The 25,758-nt window shown below is 63.8% G+C and carries 27 protein-coding genes; 14 read left to right on the top strand and 13 right to left on the bottom strand.

Features of this window, described 5'->3' with window-relative positions; all coding sequences use genetic code 11:
• Window positions 1-4 precede the first annotated feature (4 nt).
• Window positions 5-610: a TIGR00730 family Rossman fold protein gene (locus ACK41X_RS06605; RefSeq protein ID WP_409720501.1), complete on the bottom strand. Its 606-nt coding sequence runs from the start codon at window positions 608-610 to the stop codon at window positions 5-7.
• Between the two features lie 153 nt (window positions 611-763).
• On the opposite strand from ACK41X_RS06605, the gene ACK41X_RS06600 reads away from it, so the two are divergent.
• From ACK41X_RS06600 to ACK41X_RS06580, 5 genes are read left to right on the top strand one after another with little or no spacing between them, the layout of a single operon-like run.
• Complete coding sequence (locus tag ACK41X_RS06600) at window positions 764-2,737, top strand: ABCB family ABC transporter ATP-binding protein/permease (protein ID WP_409720499.1); 1,974 nt, start codon at window positions 764-766, stop codon at window positions 2,735-2,737.
• 3 nt (window positions 2,738-2,740) lie between these two features.
• Window positions 2,741-3,439 (top strand): phosphatidylserine decarboxylase, encoded by a 699-nt coding sequence (locus ACK41X_RS06595; protein ID WP_409720497.1) that lies wholly within the window; start codon window positions 2,741-2,743, stop codon window positions 3,437-3,439.
• A 54-nt stretch (window positions 3,440-3,493) separates the two neighbouring features.
• On the top strand, window positions 3,494-4,420 hold the full coding sequence (gene pssA / locus ACK41X_RS06590; protein WP_409720495.1) for a CDP-diacylglycerol--serine O-phosphatidyltransferase: 927 nt from the start codon (window positions 3,494-3,496) through the stop codon (window positions 4,418-4,420).
• 11 nt (window positions 4,421-4,431) lie between these two features.
• The gene (locus tag ACK41X_RS06585; protein WP_409720493.1) at window positions 4,432-4,887 is read left to right on the top strand and encodes an urease accessory protein UreE; all 456 of its coding nucleotides are present in this window, start codon (window positions 4,432-4,434) and stop codon (window positions 4,885-4,887) included.
• Window positions 4,888-4,921: 34 nt separating this feature from the next.
• Entirely contained in the window at window positions 4,922-5,968 is a 1,047-nt protein-coding gene (locus tag ACK41X_RS06580) for a TRAP transporter substrate-binding protein (protein WP_409720491.1), read from the top strand.
• Window positions 5,969-5,976: 8 nt separating this feature from the next.
• On the opposite strand, the gene ACK41X_RS06575 is transcribed toward ACK41X_RS06580, so the two are convergent.
• The 4 genes from ACK41X_RS06575 to ACK41X_RS06560 all read right to left on the bottom strand — a co-directional run bounded on the left by ACK41X_RS06575 (window position 5,977) and on the right by ACK41X_RS06560 (window position 8,916).
• Window positions 5,977-6,387 carry a type II toxin-antitoxin system VapC family toxin gene (locus ACK41X_RS06575; protein ID WP_409720489.1) on the bottom strand — a complete coding sequence of 137 codons (411 nt, stop codon included), beginning with the start codon at window positions 6,385-6,387 and terminating at the stop codon, window positions 5,977-5,979.
• Entirely contained in the window at window positions 6,384-6,626 is a 243-nt protein-coding gene (locus ACK41X_RS06570) for a FitA-like ribbon-helix-helix domain-containing protein (RefSeq protein ID WP_409720488.1), read from the bottom strand. The genes ACK41X_RS06575 and ACK41X_RS06570 overlap by 4 nt, the downstream gene beginning before the upstream one ends.
• Window positions 6,627-6,685: 59 nt before the next feature.
• Window positions 6,686-7,327 (bottom strand): glutathione S-transferase family protein, encoded by a 642-nt coding sequence (locus tag ACK41X_RS06565; RefSeq protein ID WP_409720486.1) that lies wholly within the window; start codon window positions 7,325-7,327, stop codon window positions 6,686-6,688.
• Between the two features lie 92 nt (window positions 7,328-7,419).
• Window positions 7,420-8,916: a CoA-acylating methylmalonate-semialdehyde dehydrogenase gene (locus ACK41X_RS06560; protein WP_409720484.1), complete on the bottom strand. Its 1,497-nt coding sequence runs from the start codon at window positions 8,914-8,916 to the stop codon at window positions 7,420-7,422.
• 226 nt (window positions 8,917-9,142) lie between these two features.
• On the opposite strand from ACK41X_RS06560, the gene ACK41X_RS06555 reads away from it, so the two are divergent.
• The 5 genes from ACK41X_RS06555 to ACK41X_RS06535 all read left to right on the top strand — a co-directional run bounded on the left by ACK41X_RS06555 (window position 9,143) and on the right by ACK41X_RS06535 (window position 14,538).
• Window positions 9,143-9,916 carry a motility protein A gene (locus ACK41X_RS06555; RefSeq protein ID WP_409720482.1) on the top strand — a complete coding sequence of 258 codons (774 nt, stop codon included), beginning with the start codon at window positions 9,143-9,145 and terminating at the stop codon, window positions 9,914-9,916.
• A 27-nt stretch (window positions 9,917-9,943) separates the two neighbouring features.
• The gene (locus tag ACK41X_RS06550; protein ID WP_409720480.1) at window positions 9,944-10,774 is read left to right on the top strand and encodes a flagellar motor protein MotB; all 831 of its coding nucleotides are present in this window, start codon (window positions 9,944-9,946) and stop codon (window positions 10,772-10,774) included.
• 126 nt (window positions 10,775-10,900) lie between these two features.
• Window positions 10,901-12,853 carry a potassium transporter Kup gene (locus ACK41X_RS06545; RefSeq protein WP_409720478.1) on the top strand — a complete coding sequence of 651 codons (1,953 nt, stop codon included), beginning with the start codon at window positions 10,901-10,903 and terminating at the stop codon, window positions 12,851-12,853.
• 223 nt (window positions 12,854-13,076) lie between these two features.
• Complete coding sequence (locus ACK41X_RS06540) at window positions 13,077-13,418, top strand: rhodanese-like domain-containing protein (protein WP_409720476.1); 342 nt, start codon at window positions 13,077-13,079, stop codon at window positions 13,416-13,418.
• Between the two features lie 7 nt (window positions 13,419-13,425).
• The gene (locus tag ACK41X_RS06535) at window positions 13,426-14,538 is read left to right on the top strand and encodes a polyamine ABC transporter substrate-binding protein (protein ID WP_409720474.1); all 1,113 of its coding nucleotides are present in this window, start codon (window positions 13,426-13,428) and stop codon (window positions 14,536-14,538) included.
• A 49-nt stretch (window positions 14,539-14,587) separates the two neighbouring features.
• Here ACK41X_RS06535 and ACK41X_RS06530 read toward each other — a convergent pair whose 3' ends face one another.
• From ACK41X_RS06530 to ACK41X_RS06500, 7 genes are all read right to left on the bottom strand, one after another.
• Entirely contained in the window at window positions 14,588-15,490 is a 903-nt protein-coding gene (locus tag ACK41X_RS06530) for a lipid A biosynthesis lauroyl acyltransferase (protein ID WP_409720472.1), read from the bottom strand.
• Between the two features lie 163 nt (window positions 15,491-15,653).
• Window positions 15,654-16,676, bottom strand: coding sequence for a zinc-binding dehydrogenase (locus ACK41X_RS06525; protein ID WP_409720470.1), 1,023 nt, complete (start codon window positions 16,674-16,676; stop codon window positions 15,654-15,656).
• Between the two features lie 71 nt (window positions 16,677-16,747).
• Window positions 16,748-17,989 (bottom strand): MFS transporter, encoded by a 1,242-nt coding sequence (locus ACK41X_RS06520; protein WP_409720468.1) that lies wholly within the window; start codon window positions 17,987-17,989, stop codon window positions 16,748-16,750.
• 147 nt (window positions 17,990-18,136) lie between these two features.
• The gene (locus ACK41X_RS06515) at window positions 18,137-19,414 is read right to left on the bottom strand and encodes a beta-ketoacyl-ACP synthase (protein WP_409720466.1); all 1,278 of its coding nucleotides are present in this window, start codon (window positions 19,412-19,414) and stop codon (window positions 18,137-18,139) included.
• 11 nt (window positions 19,415-19,425) lie between these two features.
• Window positions 19,426-20,616 carry a beta-ketoacyl-ACP synthase gene (locus ACK41X_RS06510; RefSeq protein ID WP_409720464.1) on the bottom strand — a complete coding sequence of 397 codons (1,191 nt, stop codon included), beginning with the start codon at window positions 20,614-20,616 and terminating at the stop codon, window positions 19,426-19,428.
• Between the two features lie 4 nt (window positions 20,617-20,620).
• Window positions 20,621-21,106 carry a 3-hydroxyacyl-ACP dehydratase FabZ family protein gene (locus ACK41X_RS06505; RefSeq protein WP_409720462.1) on the bottom strand — a complete coding sequence of 162 codons (486 nt, stop codon included), beginning with the start codon at window positions 21,104-21,106 and terminating at the stop codon, window positions 20,621-20,623.
• Window positions 21,107-21,169: 63 nt separating this feature from the next.
• Complete coding sequence (locus ACK41X_RS06500; RefSeq protein ID WP_409720460.1) at window positions 21,170-21,454, bottom strand: acyl carrier protein; 285 nt, start codon at window positions 21,452-21,454, stop codon at window positions 21,170-21,172.
• A 368-nt stretch (window positions 21,455-21,822) separates the two neighbouring features.
• Here ACK41X_RS06500 and ACK41X_RS06495 point away from each other — a divergent pair, with 368 nt between their 5' ends.
• The 4 genes from ACK41X_RS06495 to ACK41X_RS06480 all read left to right on the top strand — a co-directional run bounded on the left by ACK41X_RS06495 (window position 21,823) and on the right by ACK41X_RS06480 (window position 25,238).
• A complete protein-coding gene (locus ACK41X_RS06495) occupies window positions 21,823-22,884 on the top strand; it encodes a hypothetical protein (protein ID WP_409720459.1) in 1,062 nt (353 codons plus the stop codon).
• A 7-nt stretch (window positions 22,885-22,891) separates the two neighbouring features.
• Window positions 22,892-23,476, top strand: a complete 585-nt coding sequence (locus tag ACK41X_RS06490; RefSeq protein WP_409720457.1) for a protein-S-isoprenylcysteine O-methyltransferase — start codon at window positions 22,892-22,894, stop codon at window positions 23,474-23,476.
• A 154-nt stretch (window positions 23,477-23,630) separates the two neighbouring features.
• Window positions 23,631-24,638, top strand: a complete 1,008-nt coding sequence (locus tag ACK41X_RS06485) for a hypothetical protein (RefSeq protein ID WP_409720455.1) — start codon at window positions 23,631-23,633, stop codon at window positions 24,636-24,638.
• A gap of 216 nt (window positions 24,639-24,854) precedes the next feature.
• Window positions 24,855-25,238, top strand: a complete 384-nt coding sequence (locus ACK41X_RS06480) for a septal ring lytic transglycosylase RlpA family protein (protein ID WP_409720453.1) — start codon at window positions 24,855-24,857, stop codon at window positions 25,236-25,238.
• A gap of 3 nt (window positions 25,239-25,241) precedes the next feature.
• Here the strand turns inward: ACK41X_RS06480 and ACK41X_RS06475 are convergent, their stop codons facing one another.
• The gene (locus ACK41X_RS06475; protein WP_409720451.1) at window positions 25,242-25,556 is read right to left on the bottom strand and encodes a hypothetical protein; all 315 of its coding nucleotides are present in this window, start codon (window positions 25,554-25,556) and stop codon (window positions 25,242-25,244) included.
• Window positions 25,557-25,758 lie beyond the last annotated feature (202 nt).

The following is a 25,758-nucleotide window of genomic DNA, read 5'->3' as shown; positions in this document are numbered from 1 at the left end:
GCGACTACAGCCGTTCCGCGGTGCCCGCTTCCATCAGCTTTTCGGCTTCCGCCACCGGACGCGCAGCCTCCTGCAGCTTCGGCAGGATATCCTCGACCCGGTCGGCGACCAGGAGGTTGACCGACAGGCCGTTGCGGATGAAGGCGAGCGCGCGCATGTGTTCGAGCAGCGCACAGAGCGGATCCCAGAAGCCGCCGATATTGGCGGCGAGGATCGGCTTCTTGTGGCGGCCGAGCTGAGCCCAGGTCAGCTGCTCGACCAGTTCCTCCAGCGTGCCGACCCCGCCGGGCAGCGCCACGAAGGCGTCCGAGCGCTCGAACATGATCCGCTTGCGCTCATGCATGTCGCGGGTGACGATGAGTTCCTGCGCCTCGGTAAAGGGCCGCTCCTTGCTCGACAGAAATTCCGGGATGATCCCGGTGACCCGGCCGCCGCGAGCAATGGCAGCGGCCGCCACCGCGCCCATCAGCCCGACCGAGCCGCCGCCATAGACGAGGCCAATATTGTTGTCGGCGAGCAGGCCGCCAAAGGCATGCGCCGCCTTGACGAAGCGGGGGTCGGTCCCGGCGCCGGAGCCGCAATAGACGCAGATGTTACGAATCGTGCTCATGCATTCACTGTCGCATCGGGGTGGAAAGGCCGTAAAGGGGCAGGCCCGGTTGATGTATGCGGCCGATGAGCCTATGCCAAGCGTGCTAACAATGCAGCCGGCGGCAGCCTATATGTCGCGCGGACCCGAATTGATCAGGCGCCCCATCTGCCGATGACCGATACCAACGCCCCGGCCAGCGATGCCCAGAAGCCGCGGGGCGCCGCGCAGAAGGGCCTGTTCCGGACCCTGTTCGCGCTCTGGCCCTATATCTGGCCGGGAGACCGCAGCGACCTCAAGATGCGGGTGGCCTTCGCGGTGGTGCTGCTGCTGCTCGCCAAGCTCGCCACCATTGCAGTTCCCTTCACCTTCAAATGGGCGACCGATGCGCTGGCCGGCCAGCCGAGCGCTCCGATCTTCGCCTCGTCCTGGATGACCTGGGCGGTCGCGGCGCCGATCGCCATGACGCTGGCTTATGGCGGCATGCGCGTCGTCATGGCCTTGCTGACGCAGATGCGTGACGGCGTCTTCGCCAAGGTGGCGATGCATGCGGTGCGAAGGCTTGCGCTTCTGACCTTCGAGCACATGCATCAGTTGTCGTTGCGCTTTCATCTGGAGCGCAAGACCGGCGGGCTGACGCGCGTCCTTGAGCGCGGCCGCAACGGCATCGAGACCATCGTCCGGATGGTAATTTTGCAACTGGTGCCCACCATCCTGGAAGTCGTGCTGATCGCCGGCGTGCTGCTCTGGCAGTTCGACTGGCGCTATGTCGCCGTGATCCTCGCCACCGTCGTCACCTACATGGTCTTCACCTATTACGCGACGGAGTGGCGGATTGCGATCCGCAAGCGGATGAACGAGAGCGATACCGAGGCCAATACCAAGGCCATCGACTCTCTGCTGAACTACGAGACGGTGAAATACTTCACCGCCGAGGAGCGCGAGGCCAAGCGCTACGACCGCTCGATGGAGCGCTACGAAAAGGCGAGCGTGCAGACTTATACCTCGCTTGCCGTGCTCAATGCCGGGCAGGCGGCGATTTTCAGCGTCGGGCTCGCGGCGGTGATGGTGATGTGCGCGCGCGGCATCCAGGCCGGCACCAACACGGTCGGCGATTTCGTCATGATCAACGCCATGATGATCCAGCTGTACCAGCCGCTGAATTTCATGGGCATGGTCTATCGCGAGATCAAGCAGGCGGTCACCGACATCGAGACCATGTTCGGTATCCTGGCGCGCGATCCGGAAATCAGGGACAAGCCCGGTGCGCCGGCGCTACATGTCGGCAAGGCCGCCATCCAATTCGACAATGTGAGCTTCGCCTATGAAGCGTCGAGACCGATCCTCAAAGGGATCAGCTTCAGTGTGCCGGCCGGCCGCACCGTCGCCATCGTCGGGCCATCGGGCGCGGGCAAGTCGACGATCTCGCGGCTGCTGTTTCGCTTCTACGACATCACCGGCGGCCGCATCCTGATCGACGGGCAGGACATCCGCGAGGTAACGCAGCTCTCGTTGCGGTCGGCTATCGGCATGGTGCCGCAGGACACCGTGCTGTTCAACGATACGCTGCGCTATAACATCCGCTACGGGCGCTGGGACGCGACCGATGCCGAGGTCGAGGAGGCGGCGAGCCTCGCGCAGATCGACAACTTCATCAGGATGAGCCCGAAGGGCTACGAGACCGAGGTCGGCGAGCGTGGGCTGAAATTGTCGGGCGGCGAAAAGCAGCGGGTGGCGATCGCCCGCACCATCCTGAAAGCGCCGCCGATCCTGGTGCTCGACGAGGCGACCTCGGCGCTCGACAGCCATACCGAAAAGGAAATACAGGACGCGCTCGACCGGGTTTCGCAAAACCGCACCACGCTCGTGATCGCGCATCGGCTGTCGACGATCATCAATGCCGACGAGATCATCGTGCTTGAGGCAGGGCAGATTGCCGAGCGCGGTACGCATTCTCAGCTGCTGGCGCGCGGAGGGCTTTATGCCAGCATGTGGAACCGGCAGCGCGAGGCCGACGAGGCGCGCGAGAAGCTGGCCGCCGCGGACGAGGATGTGGCCCCGAACCGCAACCCGCCGCCGGTCGAGGACGAAATTGTGAAAGCCGCCAGCGCGCCGGATCGCCGCGCGCCGGCCGATCTATTGGAGTAGGGAATGTCGGTCATCCGATCGATCTCTTCGCAGATTGTACCGATCCATCCGCAGGGCATGCCGTTCATCGGCGCCTTTGCGCTGGCGAGCCTGGTGTTGTTCTGGTTCTGGTCGCCGCTCGGCTGGATCGGGACCATCCTTACGATGTGGTGCGCCTATTTTTTCCGCGATCCGCCGCGGGTCACCCCGGTGCGGGACGGTCTTGTCGTATCGCCGGCCGATGGCCGAGTCAGTCTTGTGGTCAATGCGGTGCCGCCGCGCGAACTCGATCTCGGCGACCGGCCGCTGCCGCGCATATCGGTCTTCATGAGCGTGTTCGATTGTCACGTGAACCGGGCCCCGGCCGGGGGCCGGGTAGAACGCATCGTTTACAAGGCCGGCTCGTTCCTGAATGCCGATCTCGACAAGGCGAGCGAGGAGAACGAGCGCAACGCAGTGGTGATCGCGACGCCGAACGGCCGGGTCGGCGTGGTGCAAATCGCCGGCCTCGTCGCGCGGCGCATCCTGTGTTTCGTGCGCGAGGGCGAACCGATCGGCGTCGGCGACCGCTTCGGCATGATCCGGTTCGGCTCGCGGCTCGACATCTATCTGCCGGATGGCGCGCGTCCGCTGGTGGCGGAAGGGCAGACCGCGATCGCCGGGGAAACCGTTCTGGCCGACCTCAGGGGGGGCGAAGGCCCGCGCAATTTCAAGGTCGGTTAAGGCGCTGACGGCCGCCTGATGGCACTGCGCGCGGGAAACTGATAGGGTTCGCCCATGATTTTTTCACCCGTCGACCCGCAGGCAGGAGAACCGCGAAGACGGCGCTTCCGCGCCATCCCGATCCGCGTTCTGCTCCCGAACATGATCACGCTCCTGTCGCTCTGCGCAGGGCTTACCGCGATCCGTCTGGCACTGGAGGGCAGGATCGAATGGGCGCTCGGCGCCATCGTGTTCGCAGCGGTGCTCGACGGCGTCGATGGCCGGGTCGCGCGGCTGTTAAAGGGCCAGTCGAAGTTCGGCGCCGAACTCGACAGCCTCGCCGACTTCGTCAATTTCGGCGTGGTGCCGGGGCTGATCCTGTATTTCTGGGGCCTGAACGAACTCGGCGCCATCGGCTGGATCGCGGCGCTGGTCTTTGCGATCTGCATGAGCTTGCGGCTGGCGCGTTTCAATGTGATGGCCGACGATCCGAACCGGCCGGCCTGGGCGGGCAATTTCTTCACCGGCGTGCCGGCGCCTGCGGGCGCGATCATCGTGCTGCTGCCGATCTATGTGAATCTGCTCGGCATGCCGCGGCTGACGGCGCTGGCCTGCATCTATACGCTGGCGATCGCCTTCCTTCTGGTATCGACGCTGCCGGTCTTTTCCGGCAAGAAGCTCGGCAACCGGGTCCCGCCGCATATGGTGCTGCCGGTCTTCCTGCTGGTGGTGCTGTTCGTCGCATTGCTGGTCAGCTATCCGTGGCAGGTCCTCACCACCGGATCGGTGCTCTACGTGGCGTCGCTGCCTTTCGGCTGGCTGGCTTACCGGCAGTATCAACGCAAGGATGCCGAGACTGCCGCAGCGAAGACAGCCGCGGCCCAGCCTGCCGCGCATGGCAGCGCACAGGCCGCGGCGGGCCCCGAAAAGGGCGATGCGTCTCCGGCGCGCCCCGGGCTCGCCCAGCCAGAGGGCAGAGAGCGGCCCGATCGCTTGAACTAGGCCCTCACGCCATGGCGGTGGTTCGGGCGGTCTCGGTGATGTCACGCGACGTCGAGCGGATAGCCGTCCGCGATACCGTCATGCTGGACCATCGCGAGCGGCGCGAACCGAGCGCCCTGCATACCGGTCTGCGCGGAACGAAAATCCGGTTCGCCCTGCCGGCCGGCACGCGGCTGATGCATGACGACCGCGTGGTCCTCGATGACGGAAGCGCTGTCGAAATCGTCGCACGGCCGGAAAGGCTCCTGGAGGTGAGGGCGCCCGATCTCGCCAATCTGGCCCGCGCCGCCTGGCTGCTCGGCGACCATCACATTCCGGCCGAAATTCATCCGCGTTATGTGCGCGTCTTGCAGACCGCCGAGACGGGCAATCTGTTGGCCACGCTGGCGGTCACCGTGCGGGAGATCGAGGCGCCGTTCGAGCCGGAAGGCGGCGCCTATCTACACGAAATGCCCGTCACCGCTTGACGGTTATGCGCATTCTGCGTTGTGCTGGAGAATGATGAGCCGTATCGGCCGCCGCAGCTTTCTGACCTCGGCCACTGCCGTTCTGGCAGCGCCTGCGCTTTCGCGTATGGCAGGGGCGCAATCCGCCGAGGTCGTATTCAAGCTGCATCATTTTCTGGCCCCGACATCGAATGCACAGGTGCGCTTTCTGACGCCGTGGGCGCGCAAGATCGAGCGCGAATCCGGCGGGCGAATTCGCATCGAGCTCTATCCCAACATGCAGCTTGGCGGTACCGCCGCGCAGCTTTACGACCAGGTGCGCGACGGCATTGCCGATATCGTCTGGACGTTGCCGGGGCTAACACCCGGCCGCTTTCCCAAGATCGAGGTATTCGAACTGCCATTCGTCGCCAATCGTTCGGCGCTTGCGAATGCGCAGGCGGTACAGGCGTTCTACGAATCGCATTTGCGCGACGAGTTCAGGGAGGTCCATCCGCTCGGCGTGTTCGCGCACGATCAGGGCGTGCTGCATACGACAAAGCCCGTCGGCGCGCTGCCCGACCTGAAGGGCTTGCGGCTGCGGGCGCCGACACGGCTCTCCGCGGAGGCGCTGAAAGCGCTCGGCGCCAATGGCATCACGATGCCGGTCATGCAGGTGCCCGACGCGCTGTCGCTGAAGGTGATCGATGGATGTCTGGTGCCGTGGGAACTGGTACCCGTGATCAAGGTCGGCGATTATACGAAATATCACGCCGAATTCGCTGCGTCGCCCGCGCTCTACACTGCGACCTTCATTGTCGCGATGAACAAGCGCCGCTACGACGCGCTGCCGGCCGATCTCAAGGCCGTGATCGATGCCAATTCGGGTCAGGCTGCGGCGCGCGCCGCTGGAAAAAAATGGGACGATCTCGCGGTATCCGTGGCGTCGTCAGTCAGGGATCGCGGCAACACCATTACCCAGATCGACAGGGCTGAAGCCGAGCGCTGGCAGAAGGCGACGCAGCCGGTGGTCGATGCCTGGCTGAAGGCATCGAAGACGATCGGCGGCGAAAAGCTGCTTGCGGACGCCAAGGCGCTGCTCGCGAAATTCGGCGGGGCTTAGGCTCGCACCTAAGAAAGGTCGCCAACTAGGCTTGCAAAATCCGTCCCCTCACATCTTCGGATGAGCCGCTGGTCTGCGGTGAATACCCGGCCGGAACGTTCCTCTGCGAGCGCGATATAGAAGCAATCGTAAACCGGGTGTCTGAGCTTGGTCGCGATTGAAAATGCGTGCATCCGAAGCGTTAGGCTGGGGACGAGTTCGTCGAAAAGGCGATCGATGCTTCGGAGCGCAAAAGTTGCGCGGTCGACTTCGAGCCCGGCGAATACCACGGCCTTCCAAAGTGCGCTCGCCGTTTCGCTGATGACGATGTCGGGCGCAAGGATCACGTCGGCGCTTGTGACCATTATCTCTGAGCGCTCCGATCCTGGCAATTTCAGCAGCCACCGGACAACGACGCTGGCGTCAACGATCGCGATCACTCCAGGAACTCATCGTCGCGGCCCGCCCGGATCGCGGCCGACACATCGAAATCCTTCAGCTTTGGCGATTCGATCCGGATTTTTCGGATCAAGGCGATTTTCTCTTCCGCGGTCAGCGGGGCGGCAGCCGTCAACAACTCGCGCAATTCCTGCTCGAGCGAACGCCCTTTCATTTCGGCCTTGAACTTCAGGTTCTCGATGACGGCGTCATCGAGGTTGCGGACCAAGACTTGTCCCATCGCGGACTCCTGATGCTATCATTTATGATAGCAACGAAGGTGCGGCGCTTCAAGGCCGCTCACGCGATCGGATGCCCCGGCATCAGGTCGTAGGGATGCGCCCAGCCGGGCAGCGCTTTCATTCGTTCAAGCCAGGCCGCGATATTCGGATAAGTCGCCGGAATGTCGAAGCCGAATTCCTCCGCCGGATAGTACAGGTAGCCGACCAGCGAAATGTCGGCGATGGTCGGACGATCGCCGAGGACGAAAGGCGCGCGCGCGAGCCGCTTCTCCAGAATGCCGAGCGAGTTGTCGATCCGCCCCTTCAGGAACGCCATCGCCGCCGGGTCGCCCGCAGGCTTGGCGAAATTGCGCAGGAAGCGGTAGGGGCCGAGATAGCCGTTCAGCTTCTGGTTATCGAAGATGATCCAGCGCAAAGCTTCCAGCCGCTCGTCTTCGCCCCGCGGCGCGAACGTCCCGGTCTTGTCGGCGAGATAGGTCAGGATCACGCCGGATTGCGTCAGCCGCTTGCCGTTATGATCGAGCACCGGGACTTCGCCCATTTCGTTGACATCGGCGCGCCATTCCGGCGAGCGCGGCAGACCCTTGCCGAAGAAATCGACGAATTGCGGCTGCCAGTCGGCGCCAATCAGATTGAGCATCAGTGCGACGCGGTAGGCGTTACCGGACTGGGCGAAACAGTGGAGCGTGTATTCGGGCATGGGGTGGACTTTCAAAGTTTAGTCCGGACGCGCCGCCTGTCGAGCGACGATGCAGAGCTCCGCGCCGGGCGCGTACCGGCTCCCTCTGAGCGCTACCGCATCGTCGGGATGACGAACTCGGCCCCTTCTTTTGTCCCCGAAGGCCAACGCGCCGTGACCGTCTTGGTCTTGGTGTAGAACCGGATCGAATCCGGTCCGTGCTGGTTGAGATCGCCGAAGCCGGACTTCTTCCAGCCGCCGAAAGTGTGGTAGGCGAGGGGGACGGGAATGGCGAAATTCACACCCACCATGCCGACATTCACGCGGTCGGTGAAGTCGCGGGCGGTGTCGCCGTCACGGGTGAAGATCGAGACGCCGTTGCCGTATTCGTGCTCGGAGGGCAGCCGCACCGCCTCCTCGTAATCCCTGGCGCGCACGATCGACAGAACCGGGCCGAAAATCTCCTCCTTGTAGATCGTCATGTCCGGCGTCACCTCGTCGAACAGGCAGCCACCCATGAAATTTCCGTTCTCATAGCCCTGCAGCTTGAAGCCGCGGCCGTCCACCACGAGCTTTGCGCCCTCCTTGACGCCCAGATCGACATAGTCGCGTACCTTGTTGAGATGCGCCTTGGTGACCAGCGGACCGTAATCGGCCTGCGGATCGTTGGAGGGGCCGACCTTCAGGCTCTCCACCCGCGGAATCAGCTTCTGCACCAGCGCGTCGGCGGTCTTCTGTCCGACCGGCACCGCAACCGAAACCGCCATGCAGCGCTCGCCCGCGGAGCCGTAGCCCGCGCCGACCAGCGCATCGACCGCCTGGTCGAGATCGGCATCCGGCATCACGATCATGTGGTTCTTGGCGCCGCCGAAGCATTGCACGCGCTTCCCGTGCGCGCAGCCGGTCGCATAAATGTATTGCGCGATCGGCGTCGAGCCGACGAAACCGACCGCCATGATGCGCGGATCGGTCAGGATCGTGTCGACCGCTTCCTTGTCGCCGTTGACGACGTTGAGGATGCCTGCCGGCAGACCCGCCTCCATGAACAATTCGGCGATGCGCATCGGCACCGACGGATCGCGCTCGGAGGGCTTGAGGATGAAAGCATTGCCGCAGGCGATCGCCGGCGCCGCTTTCCACAGCGGGATCATTGCCGGGAAGTTGAACGGGGTAATGCCGGCGACGACGCCGAGCGGCTGGCGGATGGAATAGAGGTCGATGCCCGGACCCGCGCCGCCGCTATATTCGCCCTTCATGAGATGCGGCACGCCGCAGGCAAACTCCACGACTTCGACGCCGCGCTGGATGTCGCCTTTGGCATCGGCAAGCGTCTTGCCATGTTCGGAGGAGAGCAGCGCCGCCAGCGCATCGGTCTCCTTCGCGATCAGCTCCAGAAACTTGAACATCACGCGCGCGCGGCGTTGCGGATTGGTTGCGGCCCAGGCCGGCTGCGCGTTTTGCGCATTCTGGATCGCAGACTCGACTTCCGCCGTGCTGGCCAGCGCAACCCTGGCCTGTACCTCGCCGGTATTGGGGTTGAAGACGTCGCCGAAACGGCCGGACGTCCCGGCGAGCGTCTTTCCGCCGATGAAATGTCCGATCTCGCGCATGACGTTCTCCGTGTTGAATTTGCTCGGCTTTTGTCCTGGTCAGCCGGCGATCGCGGCCCGCTGCCGCATGTCCGGCGTCCAGATAGCGCAGCGGGAATGCAACTGCAAAGGCCGGTCACATTGGCCGCTCACGGTCCGTTAGCCTTTACCGAACGTAAAGCCGATCCGCCTAATCTGCCGGACATTGTTGGTCCGGGTGCAGAAGGCGTCCGCGTGAGGTAGCGTAATGGATATCGCGACTGGTTTAGGCCTTTTTGCCGGCATGGGCGTGCTGATCACCCTGATTTTGATGGGTGGCGAGCTCAGCATGTTCCTGGACTCGCACGCCTTTATCGCAATTTTCGGCGGTGCCTTTGCGGCGACATTGATCCGCTTCCCTTTGTCCTCGATCTTCCATGGCGTTCCGCTCGGGATGCGATTCGTCTTCACAATGCGCCGTGTGAGCCAGCGCGAGCTGATCGACGAAATCGCCAACCTCGCGGAAATTGCCAGAAAACAGGGCCCGATGGGGCTGGAAAAGGTTGAAATCTCGGACACTTTTCTCGCAAAAGGCGTTCGTTATGTCGCCGACGGCTACGACGCCGATTTCATCCGCGACAATCTCGAGCGCGATCGCGACAACTTCCTGACCCATCTCGACGAGGGCCAGAAAATCTATCGCTCGATCGGCGATTGCGCGCCGGCCTTCGGCATGGTCGCGACCCTCATCGGCATGGTGCAGATGTTCGCCAATATGAGCGACCCTTCGAAGCTGGGTCCGTTCATGGCGATCGCCCTGCTCGCCACATTCTACGGAGCCGCGCTCGCCAACCTGTTGTGCCTTCCGATCGCCGACAAGCTGCACCTGAAGCTGGTGGACGAGGAGATCAACCGATCCCTGATCATCGACGGCGTATTGATGATGCGCGAATCCAAGTCGCCGACGCTGGTGCGCGAAATGCTGCTCGCCTATCTGCCGGAAAAACATCGTCACGAAGCTCAAGAACTCGCGCCGGCCTGATCCCGATCACGCGCAGGGAGCCGGACCATGGCCAAAAAGAAGCGGGGTGAAGCGCATGGCGGCGGTCACGGCTGGTTCGTGACCTTCGCCGACCTCATGGCGCTTCTGGTGTCGTTCTTCGTGATGCTGGTCGCGTTCTCGACGCAGGACAACGCCAAGCTGCAGATTGTCGCGGGCTCGATGCGCGACGCGTTCGGCGTGCAGCAAAATGTGCGCTATTCGGGTATCATCGAAGTCGACGGGCTGCCGACGCGGCCCAAAATAAAGAATGTCGCGAAGATCCCGCCGTCCGAATCGTCGGCGACGCCGTCGCCCGATGAAAAGGATCACAGCAACGCCCAAGGCACCCGCCTGAAGACGGATTCCGGTTTTGCGCTTGCGTCCGCGTCGCTCCGGCAGGCGCTGCAGGACATGCCCGAGATTGCGGAAGTCTCCAAGAACATCATGATGGAGGAGACCGCGGACGGTTTGAATATCGAGATTGTCGATCAGGATGGGCGGGCGATGTTCCCGGACGGCTCGAAAAATCCCTATGAGCGCACCCGGCGCGTTGTGGAGGCGCTGGCGAGCCGCTTCAAGGCCATGCCGTACCGGTTGTCGATCGTGGGGCACACCTCGGCGCCGCGGACCCCGCCGCGTCCCGGCTACGGCCCCTGGGATCTGTCCGCCGACCGCGCCAACGCGATCCGCCAGATTCTGGAAGAGTCCGGGGTGCCGGCGTCGCACTTCTTTATGGTGGGCGGCCGTGCCGATACCCAGCCGCTGTTTCCCGACGACCCCTATTTGGCCGCCAACCGCCGCGTGACCATCACCCTGATGCGCGAGGCGCCGCCGGTTCCTGCAAATCTGAAACCGTAGAATACTCAGTACGTTGTCTCATCGTCTCGCAGCAATTCACCGCTTCATCTGCGGCACACTTGCGGCATCTCGGTGTGTGCGATAATCCCCGCGCTGCCTTGCGGCAGCCATGAAAGCCAGGGGACGATGAGCCCGAAAACCGACGCTCCGCGGGCGGAAGCCGGCGCGCAAACCGGGTCCGACGACGCGACTGCAAAAGCCGGTTCCGGCCACGTTTCGCATGGCCGCTCGCATTTCTGGAAACTCACGCTCGGCAGCGTCGGCGTCGTGTACGGCGACATCGGCACCAGCCCTCTCTACGCCTTTCGCGAGGCGGTCACCGCGGCCAGTGGCGAGGCGATGGCGACGCAGTCCGTGGTGCTCGGCGTGCTGTCGATGATCGTGTGGTCGCTGATCATCGTCGTGACGCTGAAATATATCGTCATCCTGCTGCGCGCCGACAATAACGGCGAGGGCGGAACGCTGTCGCTCACCGCGCTGGCGTTTCGTGCGCTCGGGCACCGCACCAGGCTTGTTTTGCTGCTCGGCATCGTTGGCGCCGCGATGTTCTATGGGTCGTCGCTGATCACCCCGGCGCTGTCGGTGATGTCGGCGATCGAGGGGTTGAAAACCCGCAACGCCGCCTTCGCGCCTTTTGTCCTGCCGCTGACAGTGCTCATCCTGGTCTGCTTATTCGCAGTGCAGTCGCGCGGCACCGGCCGGGTCGCCGCGCTGTTCGGACCGATCACGACAATCTGGTTTATCGTGATCGCGATCGCAGGCGGCATGCATATCATGGATTATCCGGGCGTGTTCCACGCCCTCAACCCTTATTACGCCGCGATTTTCCTCGCGAATAACGGCTGGATTGGATTGATCACGCTCGGGGCGGTTTTTCTGGTCGTCACCGGCAGCGAGGCGCTCTACGCCGATCTCGGACATTTCGGACGCAAGCCGATTCAGACCGCCTGGATCTTTCTCGTCCTCCCCGCGCTCCTGATCAATTATTTTGGCCAGGGCGCTCTGGTGCTCGCCGATCCGACCGCCATTGCCGATCCGTTCTACCGGTTGATTCCGGATTCGATGCTGGTGCCAATGGTCGTCCTGGCAACCGCGGCGACCGCCATCGCCAGTCAGGCGGTGATTACCGGCGCATATTCGATCACCCAGCAGGCTATCCAACTTGGCCTCCTGCCGCGCTTTGAAATCCGCCATACGTCGGCGACGCATTACGGCCAAATCTACATGCCGCGCGTCAATACGACGCTGCTGATCGGCGTTCTGCTGCTGGTGTTCATGTTCCGCACCTCCAGCGAACTCGCTCATGCCTACGTGCTTGCGGTCGCGGCAACGAGCCTGATGGCGACGCTGCTCGGCTTCGTCGTGATCTGGAAATTGTGGGGCTGGCGGCCGTGGGCGGTCACGCTGCTGATGACGCCGTTCATCCTGGTCGATTCCGCCTTCCTGGTCGCTTCGCTGATGAAGCTTGCCGAGGGCGCCTGGGTGCCGGTGCTGTTCGGTGCTGCGGTGGTCCTGATCATGCTGACCTGGCGGCGCGGGACGCAACTCCTCGTACAGAAGACTCGCAAGCTCGAAATCCCGCTCGACACTCTGGTCAATTCGCTGGAGCGCAAGCCGCCGCATATCGTGCAGGGCACCGCCGTGTTCCTGACCAGCGATCCGGCCTTTGCGCCGACCGCCCTCATGCACAACCTCAAGCACAACAAGGTGCTGCACGAGCATAATGTCATCCTCACGGTGGTCAGCGCCGATACGCCCCGTGTGCCGGACGAGGACCGCGTGTCGATCAGCCAGATCAGCCCGCATTTCTCGGCCGTCACCATGACCTTCGGCTTTATGGAACAGCCCAACGTGCCGAAGGCGCTCGCGATCGCACGCAAACTGGGCTGGACCTACGACATCATGTCGACGTCGTTCTTCCTGTCGCGGCGTTCGTTGAAGCCGTCCGTGTCGTCCGGCATGCCGGTCTGGCAGGACCGGCTGTTCATCCGGCTGGCGCGAAGCGCGAGCGACGCGACCGACTTCTTCCAGATACCGACCGGCCGGGTGGTGGAGATCGGAACCCAGGTGACGGTTTAGGTTACGGTTCCGGGAGATGGTCTAGGGTTCGGATGAGCGGCCGGCGGCCGACGATGTCCCGCACGGCGGCTTTCGTACCCATCCGCGATGGCCTGACGCAACCGGCGGAGGCGCGAACGGCCTCCGGCGCTCTTGAGGCATCGCGCCTGCGTCGAAAGCTTTCGTCGCAGTTGACGTTGGCGGCGCAGGATGGTTCCTCTCGGCCGTTAAACGGGAGAGGCCGATGGGCTGGTTCAGCCGCAAGCAGCCGGTGGTGCACGATCTGAGCCCGCAGGATGTGGCGCGCGGCATCGCCGAGGGCCGCATCTTACTGGTCGACGTGCGCGAGCCGAACGAGGTCGCGGTCGAAGCCTATCCCGACGCTGTGGTGGTGCCGCTCTCGACCTTCGATGTGTCGCAAATCCCCGACCCGGGCTTCAAGCAGGTGGTGTTCGCCTGCCGGTCCGGCCGCCGGTCGGTCACCGCTTCGCTCGCCGCGCAGGAGGCCGGCCTGCCGCACGATTCACACCTTGCAGGCGGCATCCTGGCCTGGAAACAGGCCGGACTGCCGACCAAAACCGGATAGGGCAACCATGATCGGGCTTTCAAAATGCCGCGCCGTCGCGGCGCTCGCCGCCATTGCCGCCGCCTGTCTGTCCGCAGCGCCCGCGGCTGCGCAGAAGCAAAGGGTGCTCAACGTCTATAACTGGTCGGACTATGTCGATCCGCAGGTGCTGCAGGACTTCACAAAGGAGACCGGCATCAAGCTGCGCTACGACACCTTCGATTCCAACGATACGCTGGAGGCCAGGCTGCTCGCCGGGAAGTCAGGCTATGATGTTGTGGTGCCGACGGCGTATTTTCTGGAACGTCAGATCAAGGCGGGGCTGTTCCAGAAGCTCGACAAAAGCAAGTTGCCGAACCTGAGCAATGTCTGGCCCGAAATTGCGCAGCGGCTTTCCGCCTACGATCCCGGAAACGCACATGCCGTCAACTATATGTGGGGCACCACCGGCATCGGCTACAACGTCAAGAAGGCGAAGGAAATTCTTGACGGCGCCGTGCCGGATTCCTGGGACATCGTGTTCAAGCCGGAAAATCTGGCGAAGTTCAAGGATTGCGGCGTGATGATGCTGGATTCCGCCGACGACATCATGCCGGCGGCGCTGCATTATCTCGGCCTCGACCCGAATTCGACCGCGCAGGCGGATCTGGAAAAGGCCGCGGATTTGCTGGCCAAGGTGCGGCCCTCGGTGCGCAAATTTCATTCCTCTGAATATCTGACCGCGCTCGCCACCGGCGAAATCTGCCTGGTGGTCGGCTGGTCGGGCGACATCAAGCAGGCGCAGAAGCGTGCGGCGGAAGCGAAAGCAGACGTCGAAATCGGCTATGCGATCCCGAAAACCGGCGCGCAGATGTTTTTCGACAATTTCGCGATCCCCAGGGATGCGCGCAATGTCGAGGAGGCGCATGAATTCATCAATTTCATGCTGCGGCCTGAGGTGGCGGCTAAGAACACAAACCTTGTTGCATTCCCGAACGGCAATCTCGCCAGCCAGAAGCTGATCGATCCGGCGATCCTGAACGACAAGACCGTCTATCCGGATGAGGCGACGATGAAGAGCCTCTATGTCGTCACGGCGCGCGATCCGAAGACGCAGCGGGCGATCAACCGCCTGTGGACTCGTGTGAAGACGGGACGATAGCGACGGTCATTCCGGGTTCGCTTGCTTTGCAAGCGCCCCGGAATGACAGCTACCGCCACCTGCGGTGCAGCCAAAGCCATTGCTCGGGGTGCTCGCGTATCCAGCCCTCGACGATGGTCGTGATCTTCTGCATCGTGCCCTGCACGTCGATCTTGCCGTCAGCATCGCGTACCGGCGCGACTTCCGGCGTCAATTCGATGAAGAAGCGGTGGTTCGGCTTTCGCACCACGCGCACGCCATGGATCGGGCATTCGACCTGCCGCGCCAATCGGGCAAGGAGCGGATTGGCATTGGTCTGCCGTCCGAAAAACGTCACCGGGACGCCGCGCACATAATACTGATCGACCAGCATGCCGACATGCAGGCCCTCCCGCAGGGCTTCGCCGGCCTTCACCGCGCCGTCGAGGCCGGTCTTGATCAGCCGGCCCATATTCACCCCGCGGGTCGCCATCACCATGTCGGCGACCTTGCCGATATTGGGCGCCCGATAGACTGCGGCACTCGGCAGGTTATGGGCCGGGCCGGGCAGGGCGGGCATCTCCCAGTTGGCGAGATGCGCGGCAAAGACCAGCGCCGGCTTGCCGTCGTCCCGGAGCTGGATGAAGCGCTCCTCGGACGCCGGATCGAAATCGATATGGCTCGCACCGCGATTGTCGGGATCATGGTCCCAAATATGGTCGAGATGCGCGAACTCGATGCCGAGCCGCCCGAGATTGTCCCAGACCCCGAGCAGGATCTCCTCGATCTCGGCATCCGACTTTTCCGGGAAGGCCATGCGCAGATTGGCGCGCCCGATCTTGTGCTCGCGCAGCATCGGCCCGATTTTGCGCATCACTTTTGCCGCGAAATCCGACATGCGATGCGGGTCGGTCCAGCGCACCATCTTGATCAGGCCGACCGCGGCATTGCCGACGACGGCATCGCGGACGGCGTTCGGAATGCGGATGCGCATTACACAATAACCAGTCGTCCCCGCGAAAGCGGGGACCCATATGCCGCAGCGCCCATGGTTCGAAGAGAACGAGTTGGAATTGGCAACGGCTTTTTGCAATCCGTCAATTCGGTGGTTATCGGTCCCCGCCTGCGCGGGGACGACCGGGAGAGAGCATAGCCCATCACAGCGTGACGATCACCTTGCCGAACACCTGCCGCGTCTCGAGCCGTTCGAGCCCCTTCTCGAACTGTTCAAGCGGCACCTCCATATCGATCACCGGATGCATGCCGCCGGCCATCTTGTCGAGACTTTCGCGAATGTTCTTCATGGTCGCACCGAACGAACCGAAAATCTTGTATTGCTGCTGAAACAGCTGCATCAGATTCATCTGGACGGTCGGGCCGGCGGTCGAGCCGCAGGTGACGAGACGCCCGCCGCGCTTGAGCACCAAGAGCGAACCGTTGAAGCCTTCGCCGCCGACATGCTCGAACACCACGTCGACACCCTTCTTCTGCGTCAGCCTGCGCGTGATGGTCTCGAACCGGTCTTTCCGATAGTTGATGCCGTGATCGGCGCCGAGCGCCTTGGCTTTTTCCAGCTTGGCATCGTCGCCGGCCGTCGTGATGACGGTGCAGCCGATCGCCTTCGCCATCAGGATCGCGGTCGAGCCGATCCCGGAACCGGCTGCATGGACCAGGATGGTTTCGCCTGGCTGCAGCTTGGCATTGTCGAACAGCATGTGCTGCACCGTCGAGAATGCGACCGGTGCGCAGGCGGCATCGCGCATCGACACGCCGTTGGGCACCGGGATCACGAGGCGTTCCGGCATGTTGAGGAATTCGCGGGCGAAGCCGTCGACATGGAAGCCCATCACGCCGCCGACATTTTCGCAGAGATTGTCGCGGCCCTCGCGGCAGGCCTTGCAGGTGCCGCAGGTCAGCGCGCCGTACATCACCACCGGATCGCCAGCCTTGAACTTGGTTACGCCGTTCCCGGTCGATACCACCTCGCCGGCGGCCTCGACGCCGACCACCACCGGAAAGGCACGCTTGGCGAAGGCCATGCCGCGATAGCCCCACAGGTCGAGGTGGTTCAGGCCGACCGCGCGCACGCGGATTTGCACCTCGCCCGGACCGGGCGGCGGGGGCGCGGGCAGGTCGACAAGGTCGAGCTTGCGGTCGGCAATCAGGGCGAGCGCTCGCATCGGCGCGTGTTCTCCGGTCGTCAGGGGAGGGCGGCGCTCTGCCTATCGCCCGCGCGCCATGGGCGTCAACCTCATGTCTGGGCGGCCTGCTCGGCCGACCCGGCCGCCTCATGAGCGAGCGGGGCCGCCTGCGGGGCCAGAATGTCGAAGGTCCGCTCCTGCCGCTCCGGCGGCGCCACGATCACGATCCGGCCGACGGTTATGGCGACGAGCAGCACCGCCGCCGCAGCCATCATGTAAAAGACGCCGTCAATACTGTACCAGGCGATCAGATTGGCGCCGATCAGCGGGCCAAGAACCGAGCCGAAGCCGCTGGCGAGGATCAGGCGGCCGCTGACAGCGACGACAGAGTCGGCAGGCATGCGGTCATGGGCATGGGCGACGCTGACCGGGTAGATGGTGGAAATCAGCCCGCCGAACACAGCCGCAGCCGGCAGGATTGCCGCGAGGGTCTGCGGCAATTGCAGGATCCCGATGGCGGTGACGATGAGACAGCCGGCCAGCACCGCGATCACCAGCCGCCGGTCGAAACGGTCCGAGAGCCGCCCGACCGGAACCTGGAACGCGAGCCCGCCCAGCACCGCGGTCAGCATGAACAGACCGATGGTCTGCGGATCGATTTCCGCATCCTGCATCCAGGCCGGGACCAGCGCGTAAAAGGCGCCGGTGATAAATCCGCTGAGCAATGCGCCCGCCACCGCAACCGGCGCTTCGCGTGACAGCAAGCCGAACGGGAGGGACTTGGCGGCAACGATTTGCGGGGCCTCGGCGCGCGTCATACTGACCAGCACAAGCGCCACCGCGAACAATACGATCACCAGATTGAAGGGAGCTGCGCCCTCGATGCTGACCTGGCCGATCAGGAGCTGGCCCAGCGCGAGCGCTGCAAAGCAACCGACCATATAGATCGAGAAGACGCGGCCGCGGTCTTCGGCGGCGGCCTTGGCATTCAGCCAGCTTTCCGTGGTGACGAACAGGCCGGCGCAGCCAAAGCCGATGATCGCGCGCAGGATCACCCACCACGGCGGCTCCATGGTCAGCGTCATCGCGGAGGTTGCGGCGACCACGATTCCCGCGAAGGCCGCATAAACCCGGATATGGCCGAAGCGCTCGATGATGCGGTTGCCGAAATAGGCGCCCACGGTGAAGCCGGCGAAATAGCTTGAGAGCACCAGGCCGGACCGGAACGCGCTGAAATCGGCAAGCGCCACCCGCAGGGCGAAGAAGGTGCCAAAGAAGCCGATGGCGAGCTGAACCAGGCTGGTGGCAATGATGAGTGTGCCGATCTGGGCCCGGATCGATTGCGCCGGCATCTGGACTTCCTGCTGGATCCCCGTTCACCGCCAACGCATCAAACCGGCATCGCGGTCATGCCCAACGCGAGCAATTGCATTCCGCGGTTACGACGCGCGGGGGCTTTGCGCAATCGCACCGGGACGAATTGTGGCTGCGTCAGATGTTCACGCCGGCTCGCCGGTGATGACGAGGCAGGTATTCTGCCCGCCGAAGCCGAACGAGTTGGAGATCACGCGATGTACCTTCGCATCGCGCGCGACATTCGGCACCACGTCGAGCGGGATCGCCGGATCGGGCACCTGATAGTTGATGGTCGGCGGAATGCGCTGGTTGAGGATGGTGAGCGCCGACACCACCGCCTCGATAGCGCCCGCGGCGGTCAGCGTGTGGCCGATCATCGACTTGTTGGACGAGATCGGAATGTCCTTGAGCCGTTCGCCGAACACGGTCGAGACGCCGAGATATTCCATTTTGTCGTTTTCCGGCGTCGACGTGCCGTGTGCGTTGATGTAGTCGACATCGGCGGGCGTGACGCCGGCATCGGCCAGCGCATTGCGCATGCAGGAGATGACCGGCTTGCCGTCCGGGCTCGAACGGGTGCGGTGGAAATTGTCGGCCTTCTCGCCGCAGCCCTCGACGACGGCGAGGATCTTCGCGCCGCGCGCCACCGCGTGATCGTAGCTTTCCAGCACCACCGCGCCCGCGCCTTCGGCCAGCACGAAGCCGTCGCGGTTCTTGGAAAACGGACGCGATGCCCCGGCGGGCGCCGCGTTGTTGGTCGACAGCGCCGAGAGCAGCGAAAAGCGCACCACCGACTCGGCGGTGATCGATCCGTCCGCGCCAATCGCGAGCGCCGCCTCGCATTCGCCGCGCTGGATCGCCTCGACCCCGAGCTGGATTGCGGTGGCGCCCGAAGCGCAGGCCGTGGTCAGCGAGATCGGCGAACCTTTGGTGCCGAAATGCTCGGCGAGACGCTCCGGGACCACGCCGTATTTCGATTCCTCGTAGAAGGGCCGGAATTTCGGCTGCGCGGCGGCGCGCACCAGATCGGCATATTCGATCGTCTCGTTGGCGCCGGAGGCTTCGGCGAGCGCATAACGCTGCGGCCATTCGATCTCGATCGGCGGGAAGGCGAGAAAGAAGGGTCCGGGAAAATCCCCCATCCTCAGACCGGATTGCTCGATCGCCTCGTTGCCGGCGAGCCGGGCGAGCTTTTCGGACAGTTCCGACGACACCATGCCCTCTTCGTAGACGTGGTCGACAGCGCCCGAAATCGTGGTCCGCAGGCCTTCGGTCGGAAAGCGCGTGATCGAGCGGATGCCGGATTCGCCCGCGGTCAGGCGCTTCCAGTTGTCCTCCTTGCCGGAGCCAAGCGGCGAGACGATTCCCATGCCGGTCACGACCACAACCGGGCGGCCCTTCCAATCGCGCAGCATGGACATTGCGAGCCTCCTCAGTCGACGCGTTCGATCAGCGCCAGTCCCTCGCCACGCCAGTGGCCGACATTGGTCACCACGGCCTGACGAATGCCGCCGGGCGGGGTGTCGCCAAAGTCGCCGGTACCGCAAGGCGGAAACAACTGACCCTTGCGCACCGCCTGGCAGCCGATCGCGATATTGGCGAGGAACTGCGCCTCCATTCCGTTGCCGATATAAGTGGCCGTGGCCCGGACCGGGAGCCCGATCCTGGCAAGCGCCTGGTGTTCCTCGGCGGTTGCAGGCTCCACGCCGGAGGCACCGGAAATCACCACCGCGCCGGTGCGGTCGACGCCGCCGGCGATCGCGTCCCACTCCTGCAGGAGCGTCGCGGTGGTGTCTCCAGCTTTCCGCGGATTGCGGTTCGACTGCACGTCGGAAAGGCGCGCGATCGGCGTGGCGCCGCGCTTTTCGGCATGCGCGCGGCTCTCGATCACGACAAAGGCGCCCATCGCGGCAAGCGCCAGCGCACCCTGCGGACCGCGATCCCAGACCGGCCGGAATGGAGGCTCGAGCAGCGGCGTGCCGAGCCGAAACAGCAGAACCAGATCCCAGCGGGTGCCATTATAGGCCCCGCCAACGAGGCTGATGTCGCTCTGTCCGGCGGCGATCCGTGCATGCGCGACGCGCAGCGCATCGGCGCCGGACGCTTCCTCGCCCATGAAAGTGCGCGAGGAACCGACCACGCCATGGACCAGCGAGATATTGCCCGCGAGCAGGTTCGGCAATTGCGCGAGAAACAGCGTCGGGCGCAGGTCGCTCATCAGCCGTTCGTTGACGAAGGCGTCGCGCTTCTCGACCTTGCGCAGGTCGGTAAGGATCGCGGCGTCGACCGCGACATCCCGTTCGCCACCGCCGGCGGCGACAATCATATCGGTCTTGTCGAGAATGTCGGTGTTCTTGGCAATGCCGGCATCGGTCAGGGCGAGGCCTGCGGCATAGACACCGATCCGCTGCCAGGCTTCCATCTGACGCTGGTCGCCCTTCTTCGGAATCTGGCTGTCGAAATTGATCGGCGGCACCGGAAAGGTGATGTAGGGCGCGAAGGTGGTCGCGTCATAAGGCGGCGGACCGCCGGCCATGAGCTTGTCCCAATGCTGATCCAGCCCTTCGCCAAGCGCGGAAACCAGTCCGACGCCGGTGATCCAGACTTCCTGACGCGCGCTCACGCCTTCACCCCTCAGCGCCGGGCTTGCGGAATTGCTCGAGCGGGAAGTCCAGCTGCTTGGCCCAGGTCACCATCGTGTTCTGGAATTCCGGGCTCGGATAGGGGATCAGCCGATAGGTCAGCCGCGCATCGGCAATCGCGTTGCCGCCCGAGGTGATCTTGCCATCCGCAATCGCAAAGCCGGAGCCGTCATGCACGATCCTGCCTTCCGTGGAGAGCTGCATGCCGGGAAACACCGCGCCGCGCACCTTGGCTTCCTTGACGCCGGCGAGCACCGGCAGCCCGGTAAAACCGGTGATCGCACTGACCAGCCAGCCACAGGTTTGCGCCATATTCTCGATCAGCAATACCCCCGGCATCAGCGGATAGCCCGGGAAATGACCCTCGAAGACCGGGCTCTCGTTTGGCACCGTGCTCTCGGTGCGGATCCAGCGCTCGTCGGCTTTCACCTCGACGAAGCGGTCCAGCATCTGAAAATATTCAAGCCGCATGGATCACCGCGCGCGATCGGGACGGCGTGAGGAAACGGCCCGGCGCTCTCATCCGGCAACGTCTCAGGCGGTGCTCTTGGCCGCGATCAGTTCGTCGATGCGGGCACAGAGATTCTTGAGGACGAAATACTGGTCTGTGGTCGCCTGACCGTCGTTGATCTGCTGGGTCCATTGTTCCAGCGGCAGCTTGATCCCGAATGCCTTGTCGATCGCGAAGGCAATGTCCAGAAAATCGAGGCTGTCGATCTTCAGATCGTCGATGGCGTGGCTCTCCGGCGTGATCGTGTCGCGAGGAATGTCGCACGTCTCGGCAATGATATCGGCGACTTTATCGAAAGTAGTGGACATCGGTGCTCTCAAGGATCACGGGCGTGCGGCAAACAGCCCAAGGCTACGGGGAGGGACGGCGGAAGTCTGCCGCTTTCGGGGTTTCGCAAGGCTATAGCGAAGGCGGGGGCCAAGTTCAACGGCAGGGACCCTCCCGGTTCGGCCTTGTGCAGGGGCCGCCAATTCCCTAACCACCACCCCGCGACCCCCTTCTCTGGTGGACGATGAGCGAGCCCATAGTCAGACAGCGCAGCGTCTTTTTCCTCGGGGGCTATGAGCCGATTCCCCCCGAGCGGCAGCGCGAACGGTATATTCGAGAGCTGGCCCGGTCGGCCCGGGTCTGGGGTGTCAAAACCGAGGTTTCCCCGCTTGAAATCGACAAGCAGCGGATGACCGGCATCTGGCGGATTGCGGCCGGCGGCCCGAACTGGTCGACCGAGGCCGCCTATCATTCGCTGCTGTGGCACGACGTCGTGCTGTCGGACTTCGCCCGTCCCGGCTGGAGGCGGGTTCTGCTCGGTGTGCGAGCCTTCGGCGACTTCATCCTGACGGGCACCGCTCTCCGGTATTTCCGGGTGAACTGGCGCTACGGGCTGTTTTTTGCCTATCCGGTGCTGCTGCTTTTGTCGTTCGCCGCGCTCTCGATCTACGTGGCGTCTTTCGTTCCCGGTTTCGGGATGCCGTTGCCCTACCTCACGGTTCCGCTTGTGGCGCTCGCCGTCTTCGCTGCCCTGATGGCCGGGCCGGGCCGCTTCCTGATGCTGGACTACATGATCGACGACTGGATTTTCGGATACCAGTTGGTCCATCGTTTGCGGCCGGGCTTCGACGAGCGTCTGGAGGGCTTTGCGCAGGCGCTCGCGGATGTGCTGCGCCGCGGTGGCGCCGACGAAGTGGTGTTCGGCGCCCATAGTCTTGGCTGCGCCCTGAAGATTGCGGTGGTGGATCGCGCGTTACAGCTCGTCCCGGACTTCGGCAAGAACGGCGAAAAGCTGTCGCTGCTGTCGACCGGCTCGTCGCTGCTCAAGATCGCGTTTCATCCCAAGGCAGGCTGGTTGCGGGAGATGGTGGCGCGGGTGTCCGCGCATCCTTCGATCTTCTGGATCGAGTACCAGACGATGGCCGACCCGATCAGCTTTTATAAGGTCGATCCGATCGCGGCGCTGAAGCTGCCTGCGACCGGTCAGCCGATTATCCGAAGGGTGCATATCCGCGATGTGCTGGAGGCGGCCACGTACAGGCGATTCAAGGCGAATTTCTTCCGGCTCCACCGCCAGCTCGTGATGGGCAACGAAAAGCGCTATTTTTACGACTATTACATGATCTGCTGCGGTCCGCTGCGGCTCGAAACCCGCGTCTTCAAGCCGGACATCGTTGTGCCGAGCTTTGCGCAAGACGGCAGCCTGATCGAGCCGGCCGGCGTCGAAACCGCTCGCGTGTCAGAAGGATGAGACCAGCATGACCCCCGATATCGCCAAGACGCTGCTCGTGATCGGTGCAGTGGCGTGGTTCGTCATCCGGCTGCCGCATCAGAAGCGGTCCTGGAAGACAAAGACCCGCGTCGATCGCCGCACCACGCTTGAAAAGGTGCTGCTGACCTGCTCGTTCACCGGGCTTGGTATCATCCCGTTCATTTATGTGCTGTCCGGGGAACCGCGCTTTGCCAATTATCCGTTCCAGCCAGCCCTGGCCTGGCTCGGAACCGCAGTGTTCGCCGTGGCGCTGTGGCTGTTCTATCGCGTGCACAAGGAACTCGGCAGCAACTGGTCCGATTCGCTGGAAGTGCGGGAACAGCACGTGCTGGTGACCGAGGGGCTGTATCGCTATGTCCGGCACCCGATGTACACGGCGTTTTTTCTGTGGGCGGTCGCTCAGCTGCTTCTGCTGCCGAACTGGATCGCAGGTCCTGCGGGGCTTATCGGCTTTGGTACGCTGTTTCTATTCAGGGTTGGGCGGGAGGAGCAGCTGATGCTGGACAATTTCGGCGAGGACTATCGCAGTTACATGAAACGGACCGCGAGGCTGATTCCAGGCATTTACTAGAGCGCTGCCGTGGCATCCTGGCAACACAGATGAATGTTCACATTCAGGATATTCCTGCGTTGTGGCCATTGAAGGGTATGGCGTTGTAAATGAGGTGGTCCGGCGGGCGATTCACTGGGCCCGAAATAGAAAAAGACGTGGAGCATCGGGTCCGATGAAAGGGATCAGACGCAGCTTGTTGCTCGTGCCGGTTGCGCTGTCGGTGGTGGCGTTGACCCTGCCGGCCATGGCGCAGACCGCTTCGACCGAGCGGGTGGCGGCCCGCTCCAAGCCCACGCCGTCGCGGACCGCCGCGCCCGAGATCAACGGCCACGTCTATCTGCTGCGTGGCCTTCTCAACATTTTCTCGCTCGGCATGGACGATCTCGCCTCGAAGGTGCGGGCCCGCGGCATTAGCGCCAGCGTCCACAACCACTCCGAATGGCAGACTCTGGCCGACGGCATCGTTGCCAAGCACAAGGCGCGCCAGCATGGGCCGATCGTTCTCGTCGGTCATTCGCTCGGCGCCGATGCGGTCATGTTCATGGCCGAGTATCTCGGAAAGAAGGGCGTGCCGGTTGCGCTCGTGGTGCCGTTCGACGGAACCGGCTCATTTGCCGCTTCCAGCAATGTCAGGCAGGTCTACAATTTGACGCAGCGCGACTATGCACACATGCGGCGCGGTCCGGGCTTCCGCGGAAAGCTGGAGAATGTCGATGTCAGCGGACAGGGCTACGGCCATATCGATATCGACAAGTCGCCGCGTCTTCACGCGCTGGTGCTTGGCCGTATCCAGACCGTGATTCGGACCCGTGGCGCGCCGGCGGTAGCAACCGATGAGCCGGCGCGGCCGCGTCCCGCACCGGCGGCAGCGGCAACGCCTGCGTCCGCAACGCCCGCTTCGTCCGACGCTCCGGCTTCGACCGGGACGGTTCCGGCATCGGCGCCCGCCAAGCCAGAGGCAGAGGCGGCGCCGTCGGCGCGCGCGTCCGCCGCAGCTGCCTTGCCCGCCGCCAAGCCCACTTCGGCCGAACCTGTTGCCGCAAAACCGGCCCAGCCCACGGCTGCGAGTACCGATGGCGCCGCTGGATCCGGTGCCCGCCCGGCGCCGGCCGAGCCGGCTGCGCGGCCCGCTCCAGCCGCTTCAAGGGCCACCAGCGAAAAGCCCGCCCTTCGTTTCTGAACCGGACGCCTGAGGTGGCCAGTCGCCCGCGGCCATGCCGTTGCATGGCGTCCGGTAAAATAATCCGCGCGAACTCCTTTGCTTGGATCTGGCCGTCAAGAATTGCGGCAGCACTCGCCCTGCAATGATCGCAAACATTCCACGATCACGCCCGCGTGAGGTACGATTCCGTTCTTAACGCGCGTCCCATCATCCACATATCGATGAGGGACATGAATGATCGGTCGTACGATCAGCGGATTGCTGTTTGGTTTTGCGGTGGCCACCATGCCGGCTCAGGCCAGCAACATGAACGGGATTGCGTCCGTTTACGGCACCAAGGGCGACAGATATGCCGGTGCGAAGACCGCAAGCGGCGAGCGCATGAATCCGGGGGCGATGACCGCCGCGCACCGCAGCCTGCCGTTCGGCACCATGGTACGGGTAACCCATAAAAGGAACGGACGCTCGGTGGTGGTACGAATCAATGACCGGGGTCCCTTCATTCGCGGCAGGGTCATCGATCTGAGCCCCAGGGCCGCTTCGGCGCTCGGCTTTTCCGGGCTCGCGCCGGTTTCCCTGTCTCTGGTCGGAAAAGGCGACCGCGTCGCCTCAAACTGAGCTTCAGCGCACGGGCGCCGGCGCCTCGACCGGCGCGCAACCGCGCTGGCCCGTCAGGACACAGTCCTGGGTCTTGCGCATGGTGGCCATGGTGTCGGCCAGCCAGATGCCCGCAAGCACAAGCGCCACCACGAATATGAACGCTGCGGCGTTCACTTTCATGCGGTGGCGGAAGTCGTCAGGCTCTCCGCCACGCGCATAGCGATCGAGGTCGTCGGCAGGCACGCCCTCGGGGCGGCCGCCGGTGGGCCGGAAGGCGCGCCGGGTGCGGAAATCGACGACCCGGCCGTCTGTTGTGGATGACGGGTGATCCGGCATCACGCGCTCTCGTTCACCAGACCTTTTAGCACGATCAGCGGGCCCCGGGCCAACGCGGTGGTTTGCAGCGGGTTCCGCATGGAGTCGGCTCAGGCCGTTTTCGGCTCCGAAAAGGGGTAGACCTCGCCGTCCGGCAACGGTACGCGGAAGACATTCAGCGTCATCGCGACCAGCGTGTAATAGCCGAGGATGCCGACAAACT

Source organism: Pseudorhodoplanes sp. (assembly GCF_046289595.1).
Taxonomy (GTDB): Bacteria; Pseudomonadota; Alphaproteobacteria; order Rhizobiales; family Xanthobacteraceae; genus Pseudorhodoplanes.
This window is presented reverse-complemented; position numbering and strand designations above follow the sequence as displayed.

What these genes read in the sequence shown, in the direction of transcription:
- ACK41X_RS06565 (WP_409720486.1), bottom strand. Translation starts at nt 7,327, where the DNA reads ATGCCCGAATACACGCTCCACTGTTTCGCCCAGTCCGGTAACGCCTAC.
- ACK41X_RS06580 (WP_409720491.1), top strand. Translation starts at nt 4,922, where the DNA reads ATGAGCCGTATCGGCCGCCGCAGCTTTCTGACCTCGGCCACTGCCGTT.
- ACK41X_RS06490 (WP_409720457.1), top strand. Translation starts at nt 22,892, where the DNA reads ATGACCCCCGATATCGCCAAGACGCTGCTCGTGATCGGTGCAGTGGCG.
- ACK41X_RS06500 (WP_409720460.1), bottom strand. Translation starts at nt 21,454, where the DNA reads ATGTCCACTACTTTCGATAAAGTCGCCGATATCATTGCCGAGACGTGC.
- ACK41X_RS06475 (WP_409720451.1), bottom strand. Translation starts at nt 25,556, where the DNA reads ATGCCGGATCACCCGTCATCCACAACAGACGGCCGGGTCGTCGATTTC.
- ACK41X_RS06560 (WP_409720484.1), bottom strand. Translation starts at nt 8,916, where the DNA reads ATGCGCGAGATCGGACATTTCATCGGCGGAAAGACGCTCGCCGGGACG.
- ACK41X_RS06525 (WP_409720470.1), bottom strand. Translation starts at nt 16,676, where the DNA reads ATGCGAGCGCTCGCCCTGATTGCCGACCGCAAGCTCGACCTTGTCGAC.
- ACK41X_RS06545 (WP_409720478.1), top strand. Translation starts at nt 10,901, where the DNA reads ATGAGCCCGAAAACCGACGCTCCGCGGGCGGAAGCCGGCGCGCAAACC.
- ACK41X_RS06570 (WP_409720488.1), bottom strand. Translation starts at nt 6,626, where the DNA reads ATGGGACAAGTCTTGGTCCGCAACCTCGATGACGCCGTCATCGAGAAC.
- ACK41X_RS06535 (WP_409720474.1), top strand. Translation starts at nt 13,426, where the DNA reads ATGATCGGGCTTTCAAAATGCCGCGCCGTCGCGGCGCTCGCCGCCATT.
- ACK41X_RS06485 (WP_409720455.1), top strand. Translation starts at nt 23,631, where the DNA reads ATGAAAGGGATCAGACGCAGCTTGTTGCTCGTGCCGGTTGCGCTGTCG.
- ACK41X_RS06495 (WP_409720459.1), top strand. Translation starts at nt 21,823, where the DNA reads ATGACCGGCATCTGGCGGATTGCGGCCGGCGGCCCGAACTGGTCGACC.
- ACK41X_RS06530 (WP_409720472.1), bottom strand. Translation starts at nt 15,490, where the DNA reads ATGCGCATCCGCATTCCGAACGCCGTCCGCGATGCCGTCGTCGGCAAT.
- ACK41X_RS06605 (WP_409720501.1), bottom strand. Translation starts at nt 610, where the DNA reads ATGAGCACGATTCGTAACATCTGCGTCTATTGCGGCTCCGGCGCCGGG.
- ACK41X_RS06480 (WP_409720453.1), top strand. Translation starts at nt 24,855, where the DNA reads ATGATCGGTCGTACGATCAGCGGATTGCTGTTTGGTTTTGCGGTGGCC.
- ACK41X_RS06595 (WP_409720497.1), top strand. Translation starts at nt 2,741, where the DNA reads ATGTCGGTCATCCGATCGATCTCTTCGCAGATTGTACCGATCCATCCG.
- ACK41X_RS06505 (WP_409720462.1), bottom strand. Translation starts at nt 21,106, where the DNA reads ATGCGGCTTGAATATTTTCAGATGCTGGACCGCTTCGTCGAGGTGAAA.
- ACK41X_RS06585 (WP_409720493.1), top strand. Translation starts at nt 4,432, where the DNA reads ATGGCGGTGGTTCGGGCGGTCTCGGTGATGTCACGCGACGTCGAGCGG.
- ACK41X_RS06520 (WP_409720468.1), bottom strand. Translation starts at nt 17,989, where the DNA reads ATGCCGGCGCAATCGATCCGGGCCCAGATCGGCACACTCATCATTGCC.
- ACK41X_RS06550 (WP_409720480.1), top strand. Translation starts at nt 9,944, where the DNA reads ATGGCCAAAAAGAAGCGGGGTGAAGCGCATGGCGGCGGTCACGGCTGG.
- ACK41X_RS06555 (WP_409720482.1), top strand. Translation starts at nt 9,143, where the DNA reads ATGGATATCGCGACTGGTTTAGGCCTTTTTGCCGGCATGGGCGTGCTG.
- ACK41X_RS06515 (WP_409720466.1), bottom strand. Translation starts at nt 19,414, where the DNA reads ATGTCCATGCTGCGCGATTGGAAGGGCCGCCCGGTTGTGGTCGTGACC.
- pssA (WP_409720495.1), top strand. Translation starts at nt 3,494, where the DNA reads ATGATTTTTTCACCCGTCGACCCGCAGGCAGGAGAACCGCGAAGACGG.
- ACK41X_RS06600 (WP_409720499.1), top strand. Translation starts at nt 764, where the DNA reads ATGACCGATACCAACGCCCCGGCCAGCGATGCCCAGAAGCCGCGGGGC.
- ACK41X_RS06540 (WP_409720476.1), top strand. Translation starts at nt 13,077, where the DNA reads ATGGGCTGGTTCAGCCGCAAGCAGCCGGTGGTGCACGATCTGAGCCCG.